The organism is Paenibacillus sp. FSL H8-0048 (assembly GCF_038002825.1).
Lineage (GTDB): Bacteria > Bacillota > Bacilli > Paenibacillales > Paenibacillaceae > Paenibacillus_AQ.
Window position 1 is genome coordinate 2,023,140 of sequence record NZ_JBBODF010000001.1, and the last position, 16,613, is coordinate 2,039,752.

Genomic DNA, 16,613 nt, shown 5'->3' on the forward strand with positions numbered 1-16,613 from the left:
CTTATGAATTTCTGTTATTTCACAACCGACATGATGTCTTTGTAAGCCCAGTGGGTAGCCGGAAGATCCTTGAACTGTACAGCGGTTACCGTCAGCTTCTTCGTGCCGGCAATGCGGTTGATCAGCACTACGGCCTGCGCACGGGTAATCGGTGTTCCCGGCTTGAAGGTTCCGTCAGGGAAGCCTTGCACGTATCCCGCCTGCGACAGGGCATTCACGTATTTCTCTGCCCAGTGTCCGCGGATATCCTTCTGCTTCGTAACGCCTGCCCCAGTCACATCAAGCTTCAGCACGGTAGTCATGATTTTGGAGAATTCCGCACGGGTCAAGCCCTTGGTTCCGCCGAATCCGCCATCCGGGAAGCCTTCAATAATGCCGGCCGATGCGAAGAATCCGGTCAGGCCTTCATTCTCGGCATTGACATCATTGAACAGGTTCCCTACATTTACTTCTTCCATGTCAAGCAGCGGTGCAAGGGACTGGATCAGCTCATACCGGGTAATGGCAGCGTTCGGCATGAACAGGCCGTTCGGATAGGCTGTCATATACTTGATCTCGCCGCTGTCACTCTTCAGGCTGTACTTCGCATTCTCAACCACATATTCGATGGTAATGACTTTATCGTCTTTGTCCGTAATCGCTTTGATCGTCATACTCTTGGTAATCAGCAGCTCACCGGCGTATTTCGTGCTCTTGGTAGTCGGAATGCTGCCGTCCGTTGTGTAATAGATCGTCTGCCCTTCTGGAGCCGTCAGCGCAAGCTTGCTGTTCTTAGCGATCTTGACCGGAGCTTCACTGTCACCAGTTACTGTTGATGCTCCAGCAACCGCGGTAATCGCGGGAGCTGCCGGTGCAGGTGTCGGGCTCGGAAGCGGAGCTGCCAGGCCACCGCCACCACCACCGCCAGAGCCGCCAGAGCCGGAATCAGTGCCAGGATTAGGGACGACAAGCGTCCAGGTCCAGGCTGCAACCGGACTGTACTCTTTGCCGGGAGCAATGGAAATGGCTCTAACCGTTGTTGTGCTCTTAAGATCGATAGGTCCGCTGTACATCTGGGAGGTCTCAGTTGGTATTGTACCGTCCAGTGTATAGTAGATACTTCCTTCCTGCTCACCTGTTGCCAGCTCCACCTTCAATTCAGTGGTGAAATTCTTATCTGCTGGAGTTGCAGTTGGTGCAACTGCTGCACTCGGGTACTGGAGTGCTGCTGTATTAATAGCAATACTTCTGCTCTGTCCTCCAGCGGTTGCCTTCAGCACTGCACTGCCGCCTGATATCAGGCTGCCTGTTGTACCGTTCACTGCAGCCTTGGACGGATCAGCGCTCCAGGAGAGTGCTCCGCCGCCGCTCATGTGGAATGCCGAACCCACGCGGTTAATCAGATCCTGCGGGCTCAGGATAACAGCGGCTGAAGCCAGATTCCCTTCGTCTGTTCCGTTAAAGGCAGCAAGCACTGGATAGAAGGTGTTCTGGGCTGTCCAGACTCCGGCATCCAGGCCTGCCGGCAGATTCGCACCGGTCAGCTCTGCACCCAGCAGCCCCATGGCACTGCTGTTATTGCCGCCAACTGCCTTACCATCCAAATTGTAATAGGCAATATTATTCTTCAGCATCTGTCTGTTGAACAAGGAGCCTCTGATCGTGGCATGCTCAGACTTCTGTCCGGCAATTCCTCCGAAGAAGGCCTGCAGCGGCTGAATCTTACCCTTCACTCCAGCCTTCACTTCTCCGGTGTTCAGGGAAGAAATAATCGACCCGCTCTCTGCCAGACCGGCAATCCCGCCAGCCCATGCAGTAGACATGCCTTCAGCGAGAACCGTCGCGGCAGAGTAGCTGTTCTTGATCTCTCCCGCATTCAGACCGCTGATTCCGCCAGCGATTGCCTGAGCCGAAGCTACACGGATATCGCCGTAGACCATTGATTCAGTGATGAAGCCTTCCGCACTGTTCTCACCGGCAATGCCGCCTGCGGCCAGTGCAGATGTAACATCAATGTCGCCCTTCGATACAGCCTGGTGAATTACACCAGCGTTACTTCCGGCAATGCCGCCAATCCGGCCTGCTCCGGCAAGCTTCACGCCTTCATTCGTGACCTTCTCCAGAGTTCCCTGATTCACGCCTGCTACCCCGCCTGCGGCAGCACTGCCAGCCACGGAACCGCTGACCTTCACATTCTGGATAACGGCACCCTTATGGTTGATCCCGGCAGCAATACCTGCATTCACTGCGCCGGAGAGTTCTGCTCCGGTAAAGTTCACATTCAGGAGCTGTCCACGGTGATCCTTGATAAATCCGGCTGTCTGCTGGCCGGAGGCTTTCAGAGAAAGTCCGTTTAGCGTATGGCCTTGGCCGTCGAATACGCCTGTAAAGCTGTCGAATGCCGTCCAGTAGCGTCCGGCAAGGTCGATATCTGCTTCAAGCAGGATCGTTGCCAGCCCCGGCTTGTTCTCTGCCGTTCTGTTGAACAGCTTGTAATAATTCAGTCCAGTCTCGTTATAGAACATGACTGCCCCTGCAAGCTGCAGCGGAGTCTGCACCGTAATGGCCCCGCCCGTCAGGTCATTCAGGAAGCTAGTGTCATAATCGATACTCCATAGTCCTGAAGCCAGCGGATCAACAGCTGCTGTATTTACGGCAGCTGCGGCTGCACCTGTGTTGCGGCCTACAGCGGACAGTGTGCCTGTGTAGGAGGAACTAATAATTTTACCGTCACGGAAGTTGTAGCCGACCAGTGCACCCTTGGAGACATTGTCCCCCGCAACCGCAACGTTAATCTGCGGCACATTTGCGTACACGCTAGTAAGCGTTCCGTCATTATAACCGGCGAAGCCGCCGTTATAGGAACGGGTCGAAGACTTCACTCCGACAGTAGAAATCTTGCTCTGTAAAGCATAAGACTTGCTGATGCTGCCGCTTCTCTCCACGGAGGCTGCGAAACCGCCGCTGCGTGTGTCGAAGCCGGTATTGCTGATGTCACCGGAGGCATAGGAATCTGTGATCGAGTAATGATCTACAGATCCGGCGAATCCGCCGACATAAGAGCCTAATCTGCCGCTGACAGTCAGCTTGCCTGTAGCATAAGACTTCTGAATCTGTCCGGCAAGCGTGCCGTTCTCACCCAGCAGTCCGGCGAAGCCGCCTGCATACATCGTATTATCCTGATTCGTATCTGTAATGACTACCGGAATATCCGTATGGCTATTCGTAATCAGGACATGATCGGCCATACCGATGACCCCGCCGACGCGTGTATTCGGCACCGATTCACCCAGAGTAACCGCCGAACCGATAGTGATGGACTGGCCGGAGCCGGCGGTCACCTTACTGTAATGAAGCTCACCGCCGTCTCCCCAGCCGACAAGCCCGCCGGCATTGATCACTCTGCTGTTATCTGCGTTCACACCGCTTCTGACAATAGTGTCCACAATGATACCATTACTGTATCCGGCAACTCCGCCTGCACTCACAGTATTACCGCCGGTTACCTTCAGACCGGAGGCCACCTCGGAGCTATAGATGGAAGCATCCGTATTCTTACCTGTCAGACCGCCCGCATAGAGGTCAGCACGATGGTCTGTTCCGGTGACTGTGATCTGTCCATCATGAACCTTGGCAATGTAAATCCCTTTATACAGCGGATATGCCTTGCCAAAATCAAAGCCCTGATTGATATCCTGGGCTGAGATCGTTCCGGCGATCCCGCCGACCGCTACCTCACCGCTCTTCGCCGCAGCTTGAAGCTCAGGCGACGAATCTGCGTTGTAGATGATGGAGTTATCACTCTCTCCCACAATACCTCCGGCAGTAATCACTTCACCGGCGGCCTGCAAAGAAGCCTTGAACTTGGCGTCATTGATCGCCGTCCGGGAAGCCGATCCGGCAATCCCGCCGAGCACAGCCTGCAAGCTGTCGCTGGTCGTAGCCAGCTTCACGCCTGACACCGCTGCATGTTCAACATCGAAGCTGCTGCTGTTATCCACAGAACGGGCCAGAATGAAGCCGAGTCTGCCTTCCTTCGCGCCCACTACACCGCCAGCCGTACCATTAGCTGTCAGCTGCACACCGCTGCCGGAGCCGGTTACTGTAACATTGCGGATGCTGTTCCCCTGATCGGATTGACCGATCATACCGCCAAGGATGGAGCCAAGCCCCCGCGCTTCCAGGGTTCCGTCTGCAAAGCTTACGGTCAGCCCTTCAGCTTGACCGCTCTGGTAATGTCCAACCAGTCCGCCAACCGTGGCTTCCATTCCTGTGGAGGAAATCCGGTATCTCGAATTGACCTCAAGGGCCAGCCCCGTCGCACTACCATTCTGAACCCCGATAATCCCGCCGATAACGGCATGGTCAGCCGCACTACCGATGCTGCCGTCCTTATCGTGGATGACATAGGTGTCAGCTGTAATATCCGCTGTGTTGTCGCCGATCAGACCGCCGGCGATGCCGCCTTCAGCTACTGTCTCAATCCGGCTTCCGCCGTCCAGCGTAAGCTGCAGACCGGCAACACTGCCTGAGTTCTGGCCGATGATGCCGCCGACAATACCGCCGCTGACCTTAACGCCCTCAAGCAGCTTAAGGTCCACATTCTTGACCGTACCCAGGTTCGTTCCGGCCAGTACGCCGGTGTAGCCGTTACCGGCAACCGAGAGCGGCTCAAGATTCATGTTCTGTACTGTAGCATTAGTTCCAATGATTCCGAACAACCCGGAATGAGTATATACCGGTTGCAGAGTCAGACCGTCGATCAGCTGGCTCTTCCCGTCGAACGTTCCTTCAAACGGGCCAGCTTCCTTATCACCGATAGGTACCCATTGCTTTGATTGGATATGAATCGGATTCAGCACGGTCACGGTTCTGTCCTTAAAGCCGAATTGCTCCACACCGGCAATCGTGCCGTTGACAATTCCCGCCAGACCGGCAAGCTCCGCTTCCGAGGTGATCTCGAAGCCGATCGCATCCTTATCCTTCGTATACCAGTTGATATTGGCATTTACGTTATTGCCGTTGTCTCCGCCGCCGGTATTGGCAGTGCGGTTGACTTCGGGATAACGGTATGCCGCGCTCAGCGAGCCGTATTTCCAGGCTCCCTCGAAATCCCAGCCCGACAAGCCCGGGAATACCGTTCTGTCCTTCAGGGTCTCCGACAGAATGGTGGTCAGCCGGACATGCACATTCAGCCAGCGGTGATTGCCCTCTGCGAAATCAGGCAGATCGCGGTTAATGTTCAGTCCTTCGTCTTTAATATAGTAAGACTTGTAGAGCAGTTCTTTGCTTGCATTATCATAACGTCCGGCGAAGCCGCCGGCATAAGCGGTCTTTTTCTCGGCTACATTAACCTCTGCTGCCGAGTAGACGTTGCTTATTTTACCGTTTGTAATTCGGCCAACGAAGCCGCCGGCGTAAGAATTATCGTTCGCAGCGTTAACACTTTTCGCCACATAGGAATTCTTGATGGTCCCGCCGGACAGTTCCCCGATCAGACCGCCTACAATGGTATAGACTTCGTTCGCCGTAACCTTGGAAACGGAATACGATTGTTCCACTGTACCGGCTGTATTTCTGCCGATCAGTCCGCCCAGGTAGACCGAGCCGCTTGATGATCCTTGAGCATTGCCAGTAACATCAATATCTACATAAGAGCCAATTACCGCACCGGCATTGCTGCCTGCCAAGCCCCCGGCATGGGTACCCTTCCCTTCAATGGTCAGGTTCGCATTGGAATACGTGTAATAGAGTGTTCCTGATGCCGTGTTCACACCGGCCAGACCGCCGATGAGGGAGGAATTGCCTCGTGAGATCACCGAGATTTTATCGGTAATGCTGTTGTTGGCAATCAGCGTACGGTTCTCGCCGACCATACCGCCCACAATGGCATTTGCGGAGGTAGCTGAGACCGTACCCAGTGTACGGGTATTCTGAATCGTGCTGACCGAGGTCGCAGGATTCAGTACCGGATCCATACTCTGGGCTGCATTGAGACCCACGATGCCCCCGACATAAGAGGACACTGCACCGTCGTTAGCCTTCAGATTCAGACCGCTGATATAAGTGTCCACAATAATGCCTGTAGCACTGCCGTGGTTATATCCGGCCACTCCGCCTGCAGTAGCGCGCGGCGCGTTAATGGTCAGACTCACCGCTGATCCTGCCAGACGTTCCAGCCTGGAGGACTCATTGTAGCCTACAATACCGCCAATGTAGGCATCTGCAGCCGCTGGCCCTGCCAGAATCAGCATATTCTCCACATTGACCTTTTTGCTGTCACTGCTGATGCTGCTGTCCGTAAGGGTGCCTGCCAGACCGCCGACAGACGGCTTCGCCGCTTGGGCCTGGATGAGCATCAGAGCGCCATTTTCTGCGTTCACTTCCGGCGCTGTAATATCTGTCGCTGTAGCTGCTCCAACGATCGCTCCAGCTTTGGCATCTGCCGCTGTCAGCGTAATCATCGGTTCAGCACCGGGAACATTCAGTACAGCAGATGCAATGCCTGCACGTGCTTCAGACGCCGATACGCCTTCGGAATGTCCGGCGATTCCGCCCGCTTCCGCACGGATACCGCTGGCTTCAATAGACAGCTGGGTCACTGTAGCGTTAACCAGCTGTCCGGCATTGAAGCCGGTATTCCCGCCAAGCTGGTTATCCGCACCACTTGCAGTGATAACTACATTCTCTGCATGATTGTAAGGAGTGGCTGCGGCCGAATGGTTCTCGCCGAACATACCGCCGGCTTTTACCGAAGCGCCTGTAGCCTTAATGTCAATACGATTCGTGTGCCCGTTGAACCCGGCAGCCGAGTTATGCCCTGCGCCGCCGCCGAAGCTCACCTTGTCGGCCTTCAGCTCTGTGCGGATATCCTGTACCTGTGCAGGCACAGCAGCAGTTCCGATTACCGCATCAGCAGTCAGCTTGCCTGCTGCGCCGCCGATGGTATACCCGCTGGTTCCGGCTTCATTCAGGAAGCTGATCCGTGCAGCCTTTCCGCCGGTCAGCGTCAGCGGCTTCGTGTTCACGCCTACGAGTCCGCCAAACGTGACATTATACTGCCCGTCCGGTGCACCCGCTACCGCAGCCTTGAGCACCAAGGTGCTGTAGTCAGCCGATTCAGCATCTCCAGCAGTAACTCCGCTGACCGTACCTTGTGCGTTACCGGCAATTCCGCCGGCAACCCCTCCAGCAGAAGTGACCTGCAGCGTTGCATATTTAATAGAAGAATTAGTCACGGTTCCTTCCAGGTAGCCGGCGATTCCGCCGATGGTACCATCAGAAGTGATACTCAGCAGGTCCGCTGCAGTCTTGCCGGTCACGGACGATGCAATGGTTCCGCCGATTTCGTAACCCACAGTACCGCCGGTATATACATCCGCAGTACCTTTAACCTTCAGTTCGCCGGTGGAAGAGGTCTGAGTGATGTTCCCGCCCGTATCATAACCGGCAATCCCGCCGGTGTAGACTCCTTTGCCGCCGTTAACTGAGATCAGCTTTCTATTCTCAAATACTCCTGCCGTAGCGTTGCTGGTAACCAAGCCGCCTGCGGCATATCCGACGAATCCGCCGGTAGCTACATTCTCTGTGCCTGTTGCTGTAATCTGCTGTGTATTCGCATAAGGATGCGTCCAGGTGAATTTGCTGCCGGTATATCCGGCAATCCCGCCGGTATATACGTTCTTGCCGCCGTTATTGGTAACCGGCGCTGTATTCACAAAGGTAATGGAAGCCTCACGGCTGCCAACCGTACCTGTCGCGCCTACCAGCGCACCGGCTGCCGAATTCACTGCCGCTGCTGCATTAACGGTAATTGCACCATTATTGGTAGTCATGTTGGAGAACACGACGGTGTTGTCCACTTTACCGGCAATCCCGCCTGCCGCAACCTGACTTCCGCCAGCAATGGAGACAGTAGCCGTATTGATGATTGGCGTATCTTCATCATTTAGACTAAGCGTTCCTGTCGTATGCCCTGCAATCCCGCCTGCGGTGAGCACGGAGCTGTCCGTCCCCTGGGCAAGAATCGCTCCATGGTTGACCACTTTTTTGATGATGATGCCTCTGGAATCGCCATAGCCCATAATTCCGCCAACATCGGCTGAACCATACGCTGTAACGGTTCCGTTATTGATAGAGTTCGAGATCATCCCTTCGCCCATCCCGACAATACCGCCCGTGTAGGAGTGGTACGGAGAAGCGTCCGAAGTGATATTGATCTGGTTGGTAATGTCAAACACAATGCTGCTGCCGCTCATTTTACCAACAGCAGAGCCGGCATAGACATCATAGGTTACTCCGGTCACAGAGATGGTGCCTGATTCAAAAATCAGGCCGCCTACTGTACCGCCTGCCATGTTCCCTACCAGACCCTGGTAAGAACGGTTCGCTACTACATTCAAACCGTTAATCTTCTTCATTAATCCGCCTTCGGTGATTAAGGTTCCCCGGAAGGGATGCTCGGCCGTACCGATAGGCACCCACTGGTAAGCGGAGAGATCCAGATTGTCGGTAATCTCCATAATTTTACCGCTCAGCCCGTTTACCTTACCTTCATTTACGAGCTTGGCTACACCTGCCAGCTCTGCAGCAGTCTTTATTTTGAAGGTATCATTCGTTGGCACGTACCACTCGGTCCTAGCCGCGCTGTCCCATGTCTGCGGATCAGCCTTAGCCATGATGCCTCCGGCAACTGCGGCAACAACAACTACCGCCAGTGCTATTAGATAACCTATCCATGATTTTCGCTTCAAAGCCATATTGACACCACCTGAATTGGATTGTGACTTAAGGATTTCCCAGAGAAGTGTGCCCGCCCGCTTACGAGCGAACGGGCACATCCTTGTTATTGCTTGGCTGTAATGAACTGATCCAGCCGGATGGCAACGGCTGCCGCCTGTTCACGCGTAAGCGGACTTGACGGGTTCACCTTGTTGCCTTCCCCGAGAATAATGCCGTTCTTAATGCTCATTGCCACGGCTTGTCTTGCCCATGCCGGAACCTTGCCCTTGTCAGTGAAGCCGCTGAGGATCGAAGTAACTTCGGCCTCGCTAAGTTCACTGCCCGGTTGGACCTGATTCAGCAATCTGCCGAGCATCGTCATTGCTTCAACTCTTGTCAGCGTATCCTTAGGCGCATACTTGCCGCCTTCAAGTCCGGTAACAATACCGAGTTCGGCTGCAATGGAGACACTGCGGTTATACCAGCTGCTGCCGCTGACATCACTGAAGCCTGCCGAAGCTGCCTGCTTGTTCATGAGACCTGCAACGCGCAGCAGAATGGTTGGATATTCTGCCCGGGTCACTTTGCCTGCCGGATCGAACATGTCCGCAGATTTCCCTAGCACGAACAGCTTGGCGGATGCCGCTGCAATGCCTTCCTTGCCCCAGCCTGAAGGCATATCCTTGAAGGTCTTCTGGTTGCGGATGAAGAAGAGGCTGCCTTCGCCCGTCAGCTGTACATTCACTGCCGTACCGCTGCTGTCCAGCTTCCACGGTACCGTTGTCCAGTTGCCGTCTTTATCCTTAAGCACCATGGCCGTAATCTCCTTGGCCGCAAGCGGCGCAGGAATGGCAATCTTGGCTGCCAGCGCCGGTGTCCAGCTGCCCTTTGGCAGGTTAACGTTCACCGTTACACCTTGCCCTGCCGCCATCAGCGTGAAGCCTTGCTGATCCGAAATAGCCTTCATCGCCTGCTGGTCAGCAGTGCTATTACCGCCAATGCCGATAGTAAGCCCTGCGGTTACACTTGCAAGATTCTCAGGTGCAATGACCAATTGGCCCATAGGAACTTCAATCACAATCTTCTTCTTCGCGCTCAGCTGCTGCTGAACCACACTCTGGTCTACACGGATACTGAATGCTTTGGCATTCGGATCGGTGGAGCTTACTGTGAGGTCACTGCCTGCAACTGCTTCTTTATCCGTAATCCGGATGATAGCTGTAAGTCCATCCCACTCCGCTGTCACGGGCTGGCCGTTGACGGTAATCTGGGCTGCCTGTTCCGGTGCTTGCTCTTCAACAACTCCCGGTACTGCACCACCGCCGCCGCCGCCAGCACCGCCTCCACCGCCTGAACCACTGCTGGTCCAGACCGACGCAGCTACACTGCCGGAAGCCTTAACCAGCTTGTCCAGCGAGGTACGCTTAGCCAGCACAATGGTGGCGCCCGGATGAGCAGTTACTATACCATCGAGCGGAAGCAGACTCCATGAGCTTACATTTTCTTCATACTTCAGGATTTCAGGACTTGACGAGAAGACCTTGTACGAGATCTGCTGTCCAGTCATATCTCCGGCCGAAGTCACCGTAATCTTCGTGTGGTTGTTGTCTCCGCTAATCGGAGAAGATACGGCTTGCACAGTTCCTAATTTTTTGGGATCGGGAACAGCTACGGTTGCCGCAAGCATTCCCTTAAGCGTTACACCCTCGGATACCTTATACTCAGCCTCAATCAGGCTGGAGCCGGTGGCAAGTGCGGTAACATTGCCTTTGGCTGACAGGGATACCGCATCACCTACAGCAACCTCATAAGTCAGGTTATCCAGATCCTTACCGGTAATCGGCTCTTCCTTGAATTTCGGCTTGCCATTGTCATCCTTGCCATCCGACACCTTGAGATAAGCCTGGATTTGGCCTGCCGCACCCGGTGTCAGCGTCTCCGCTCCCTTCAGAACCAGGGCAACCGGTACTTTGAAGCCTGCATTCGTAATATCCACAACTGCTGTGTTCTGATTGCCCGCTTCGTCCTTAGCCACAATATTGAGGGCTACGGAAGGTTCAGCCGAGTCAATCTTCACATTTCCGTTGAAATCACCGCTTAACGGGTCCACGGTAAGCGGAGCAGAAATCTCAACATCCTTGTATTTCCCATCCGGCTGTAACTGGCTCACGGTATACACTGCGGCCAGCTTCGTTCCTGTAGTTGTTGTTCCGGCTACACGAACGGCACCCTGTGCAGTACGTTCACCCGTTACCGGCTCTGTGAGATACAGCACCGGTGCGATTGTATCTACCGTCAGATACAGCATGGTCACTGAGATATCCTTGGTTGCCGTATTTCTGGCCCTGAGTTCAATCGCATACGGCCCGTCCGTCTGGAACTGGTCGAGATTCAGTATGCCTTCGCTTGTGCCATCTGCTTTGTTCTTCAGAGCTACTGTCCCAATGGATTTGTCAGCGTAGAAGGCTTCCACTGTCACATTGGACTGGCTTGAAGATAGCGTCAGCTTCTGCTTCGTTTCATTCGTTAACAGGTTCACGTAGTTCCCGGAAGAGGCATCTGCCGTCCCTGATGAACTCAATACCGTCAGCTTCGGCAGGCTCGGAACCGGCAACCATTTGCTGCTGCTGCTCTGCCGCTCGGCATAATGATAGTTCTGATGCTTGTCGGCATCCTCGGTTGGAACCGTTGCTGAAGTAACGCCGATGACGTAATTCTGCTTCACTTCCAGCCCGACGTATTTCACCTTGCTCAGATCAATCACTGAGCCTTCAAGGCTGCCCTTGTAGACTTCATCTGTTGTAGATACAGCCTTCCAGCCGCCGATCAACAGACCTTCGTATTTACCTGTGGATGCATTCCAGTAAGGCTTAAGCTCCTGTTCTGTGTACAACAGCTCTCCGAACGGAGCATATTCACTTAGTTTGCCTTCAGCATCCAGCTTCGCATCAATCACGTAGCTGTGCTCGAAGCCGCTCTGTCCCGCTTTCTTCGCTCCCGGCTTGAAGGAGAGTGAGAACAATCCGTTGCCGGCAGGCTCAACAATGACATCACTGACACTCTGCGGTGCCAGCGGATCAATGATTTCAAAGCGCTGCGGCGAAGTCTTCGTCCCGAAGTTCGCGCTGGATTTCAGCTCGGCCCGCAGGTAGTAGTTGCCTTGTCTAAGCAGCCCGCGGATATCCTCGGGATTGCCCATCAGTGTTACATTGGTGACATCGATCACTTTGCTGCCGCTCGTAATTCCGCCGCTGACCGAGCCGCCAGCTCCGACCGGTACATCCTTGGCGATCAGCATACCCGGATCACCCGTCTGCAGAATCTCTTGACCATTCAGCATTTCCTTGCGGTTTGTCACCGCATCCTCAGCCAGATACAGGTTCACTGTATCGCCTTCGGCTGCGTTAGCCACTTTCCAGGAGGCTGTGAACTTATTCGCGTTCGTGTTGTCCTTCGCCAGGTTGACTTCACCCAGAGTAGGCAGAGTAGGAACGTTAAGCAGCTTGGTATCAACTGCCGAGACGGCTGTCAGCTTCCAAGTGCCGCCCTTTGTGGCTTCATTCTCAGGAATAATGATATAGGCTCTGCGAATGTCCACTTCATTGCTGAGTTTAGACCCATTGTCCGTTGTATAGCTTGCAGGAATATATTGTGTAAAAGCATTTGCCGTAGGATCAGTGTTCGTGTTATCGAATTTCACCGGATAAAGCTTGCCTGAAGCATCCTGCAGCTTGAATTCCGGCATTTCCTTGCTGCTGTACTCCATCTCAATGATGGCATTGCCGGCTACGCCGTCCATTGGAATCTCATGGATTCTGCCGCCGTTCTTGACCGTAATGCCGCCTACGCCGACATTGATCGATCCGTTCTCGACATATTTGACGCCTTCTTCTACCTCGCGGTAGATAATTTCCTGGTTCTCATCCTCAGTAGCTACCTTGGATGTGGCCAGCGTCTGCACCCCTGCACCAATCACCATCAGGCGCGGTCCAAGCTCAGGATCATCCACCACCAGATGGATCATGCCTTCCGGCAACTGATCGGTCGAAGTGCCGAATTCAATGCCTCCACTCCAGTAATAGGTGATGCCGAGGGAGATAAACAGAATACCGATGCTGCCCCAGACCTTGTCATTATTGACCCCAAGGAACATACTGGACAGCGGCATACCGCCGACAACCGGTACATCGTTCGGAATCTGCACCTTGGAGCTGATGTAGCCTTCAAAATCCGTGCGGTTCTTCTCCAGATTCTGTCCGACGAAGATACCCGCCTTCCCGATGATGATATCCCAGCCGCCGATATCCATCTCCGCCTCCACGCGCACGAACCATGGGGTTACCCACTGCGCTTCGAGCAGCGCTTTGGTCAGCATTGGAAGCCGGTCATCTTTATCCGCATCCGCTTTGGCGGCGAAATCCAGCTTGCCTTCCACCTTAAGACCTGTGCGTTTCACCGTCAGGTCCACATCGCCGAAGAAATACGCCGGAGCAATCCCGAACCGCATGCCTACGCCTGCTTGAATCGTTAACGGGAATGGATCTTGTGCCGTGCCGCCGGCAATCGTGTCCGCCAGCTCACGCACTGCGCCCCGCACAGCGGTCAAATAGGTTGCACCCGTGACCAGGATACCCGGTTTCGGAAGCTCTGCCCCGAAGGCAATTACATCCGGAAGAATCCGGCCGTCTTTTACCTTCTTGAGCGAGAATTCAATCTCCACGCCCATCATATTCTTCAGCTGGGCCGCGAACTCCAGGCCGTATTCATTGCCTACGCCGTCGCCCTGCACAGCATGCTTGATAGTAACCTTGCCGCTTGGTTTATCCGGGCCCTTCTTTTTGTCCGCGTCCTTCTTCTTATCCGGTCCGAATAAGCCCATCTCCTGATTAAGATCGAAGCCCAGGGAGGCATCAACGCCATAGAAGCCGGCACTGTTGAAGATGACATTCTTAATCTCGGAGTTAATGATCTTCAGGGACATCGAGCCGCCGAAGGAAATCCCATTCTCTCTAAGAATGAAGTCATTGAAGGAGAAGCCAAAGCCGTCAATGGAGAAGCTTGGTGCCCCGAACAAAGACTGCTTGTTAAAGTACACATCCTCAATCATGATCTGGCGCAGCGGATTCAATCTGTCGCCCACGCCGCCGACGGCCCATTTCAGACTGCCGTTCTGGCTGTCGTCTTCCGGATTGCCGTCATTGCCTTTCTCTTCTTTTTTATCATCATCCTTGTCTTTATCTTCATCGTCTTCCTTCTCCTTAGGATCGAAGTCCTCTTCTCCAAGTGACTTGTTGAAGCCGTTGAAGAAGTCGAGGGTCCATTCGCCCTTGTGGAAGACGAATCCGCTGCTCGCTACGCTCAGCGTTCCTTCACCCTTGACGAACAAGGTATCCAGGAAAGGCAGATCGCCGGGAAGGGTGTTGCCGAAAATATCCAGCTTACCGCGTACAAAAGACAGGTCTTTACCTTTATAAGCTACAGCATCATTAATAATTGCCGGTTCGGTCTTGGTATCCACGATGACCTGCTCTTCGTCACCTGTACCCACCTGCTTGATCATGCCGCGGACAGTTACCAGAATCTCACGGTCGAATTCCGGGTCCTTGGCTTCCGCTTCTTCCTTGAATTCCTCGAAGTCCTCTTCTGTTGCAAACAGCTTGTAAGCATACATTGGAGTCTCTTTCAGCGCTTCTTCATCCATAAATTCACTGATATCGAATTTCGGATCAACCGCTTTGCTCGCTGCGCCGAACAAGGCCTTGGTTTTCTTATATTCGGTAACCGCCTTGTACAGGAACGAACCGTCCTTGAAAGGCTTGCCCGGGAACAGAGAATTCAGCTGATCCACCAGCTCATCCTTGACAGATGAACCATTCGCAAGGCCGCTGATATCTACAGCTTCCTTGTATACCGCCATTACTCCGGCTTCACGGATACGTGTGTCGTTATTATCGGTAACCAGGAAGGATTGCGGAGTCGTCATATCATAGAGAGCCGCTACTTCCTCATCCCCGCCGGCATCGCCCTTGTAATCAATCTCCACCTGGTATTCACCGAGCGGCAATTCCGGTCCAAGCCCGGCTTCCAGCACATTGCCGCCTGGATCCACCTGGTCACCGCCGCGGTACGTAATCCGCATGGCGCCGGAGAATCCGTCATCCGTCGGCTGCATCACCACTGCATCCTGAACATTGACTTTGTACCGGTTACCGTCTGCTTTATTCTTGAGGTACAGGTCAAAGTTCGGAGCGGTCGTTGCATTGCCCGTATTGTAAGCTTCAATATTCGACAGATTGACTGTCAGATATTTCACATCTGTGCTATACAGCTCTGCAGGAGCGAGTGCATAGGAATACGTTGCAGTTGCTTCTCCCACCGGCGGCAGGAGAATGAAATTGGTACGGGTCGATTCATACTGGGCTTTGATGCCCTCATCCTTGACGCCTTCGATTTTGCCTTGCGTTTCCGGGCTTCTTGCGGAAATCATATACTCCCGGGTAACCGGCCAAGGTCTGCCTTTGGCTTGAACGCGGAAGGTTGCAGTAACCGCATCACCCGGCTTGTACTTCGGCTCAATGCCCATCGCCGCTTCATCAGGTGTGGCTGACTTTTTGAATTCCAGCATTTTGCTGCGGGAATTCTCCAGGACCGGATTGCCGTTCTCATCCAGGATATCTTCGCCCTTTTCATTCTGCCTGACGAAGCTGAGGCCACTTTCCAGCGTCATCTCCACTTCAATTTTGGAGTGCTCCATATTGTAGGCCTGAAGGTTCTCTACTTCGGCTATAACGTCGAAGACACCGTTTTTCTCATATTTTGTCGGCACTCCTCCGCCTTCAACCGGCTCGGTAGCCAGCTGCTGAACCTGATCTACATAACGGATCGAGAACACTTTATCCGGAGCTGTCAGTTCACCCAGACCGTAGACAGTCTCGAAGCTCTGGAAGCCTCCCGGTGCCAGCTTCTCCGGGTTCCAGTAGAAGGCAACTGCGGAATCCGCTGTGCCGAAATCATTGGTGTCTCTAGTGAAGTCCAGATTCGGATGGATTTTATAATCCCATTTCGTGTTCGCCAGGCCGTTCCAGTGGCCGACAATCATCTCATCCACAATATTAATATTCTGTTCGGCAAAGTTATTGAAGCCGTAGGCTACCACATTGGTTGCCTGAGGATTCGTCAGATCCAGCTTATCGCGCATCACCCAATAAGCAGGAATCTTGAAGTAAGCTCTATCCTCAAAGGGAATACCCGGATCGTCCTCCGGATTATGCACCAGCTTCCGCTCTACCTGCAGCGGGGACTTGTAGGCTGTACCAATCTGGAACTGCGGCCCGTCGTTGCCGCCGACCATCGTATCCAGCAGAATCCGGCTGCCGATCTGCACCTGCGCCCCGCTCTTGTTATTCACTTCATAGCGGATATTGACGTTACCGGAATTCACAGCATCCTTGCTGTCGGTGTAGAGCATCAGAATCTGCTTGATCTCTACGCCTTTAATCTTCCAGATCATCTCAAGCTGCTTGGTGCCATTGGAATTCTCCACCACTTTAGGTGCAGTAGTCTCTGAATAATGGCTGGCGTCGAACTTGTATTTATTGCCGTAAATATAATCGGTTCCATCGATCCGGAACGTCGTGAACGACGTCTCCGGGTCATCTCCCTGGAACAGCAGGTTAACATTATTGTCGTTCTTACGGATTGGCTGACCCTCTACAGTGCGAATGCCGTAGCGGCCAGTCTCGTTATCCACAGTGACCTTAATAAAGTCATTCTGGATCATGGTTGTCTTGGTACTGCTGGCCGCCTCGACGAGAGCATGGAAGCTCTCGGAGGTGGACAGAAATACCATGATTAAGGTGAGCATTACCGCTACTGTGCGTTTCAACAACTTCACCAAGTATTCCCCCTGTTCT

At 53.7% G+C, this 16,613-nt stretch carries 2 protein-coding genes; both read right to left on the reverse strand.

Annotation, left to right across the window (positions count from 1 at the left end; all coding sequences use genetic code 11):
* Window positions 1-14 precede the first annotated feature (14 nt).
* Entirely contained in the window at window positions 15-8,738 is an 8,724-nt protein-coding gene (locus NSU18_RS08875; RefSeq protein ID WP_341148809.1) for a chitobiase/beta-hexosaminidase C-terminal domain-containing protein, read from the reverse strand.
* Between the two features lie 86 nt (window positions 8,739-8,824).
* Complete coding sequence (locus tag NSU18_RS08880) at window positions 8,825-16,594, reverse strand: S-layer homology domain-containing protein (protein ID WP_341148810.1); 7,770 nt, start codon at window positions 16,592-16,594, stop codon at window positions 8,825-8,827.
* Between the last annotated feature and the right edge of the window lie 19 nt (window positions 16,595-16,613).

What these genes read in the sequence shown, in the direction of transcription:
- NSU18_RS08875 (WP_341148809.1), bottom strand. Translation starts at nt 8,738, where the DNA reads ATGGCTTTGAAGCGAAAATCATGGATAGGTTATCTAATAGCACTGGCG.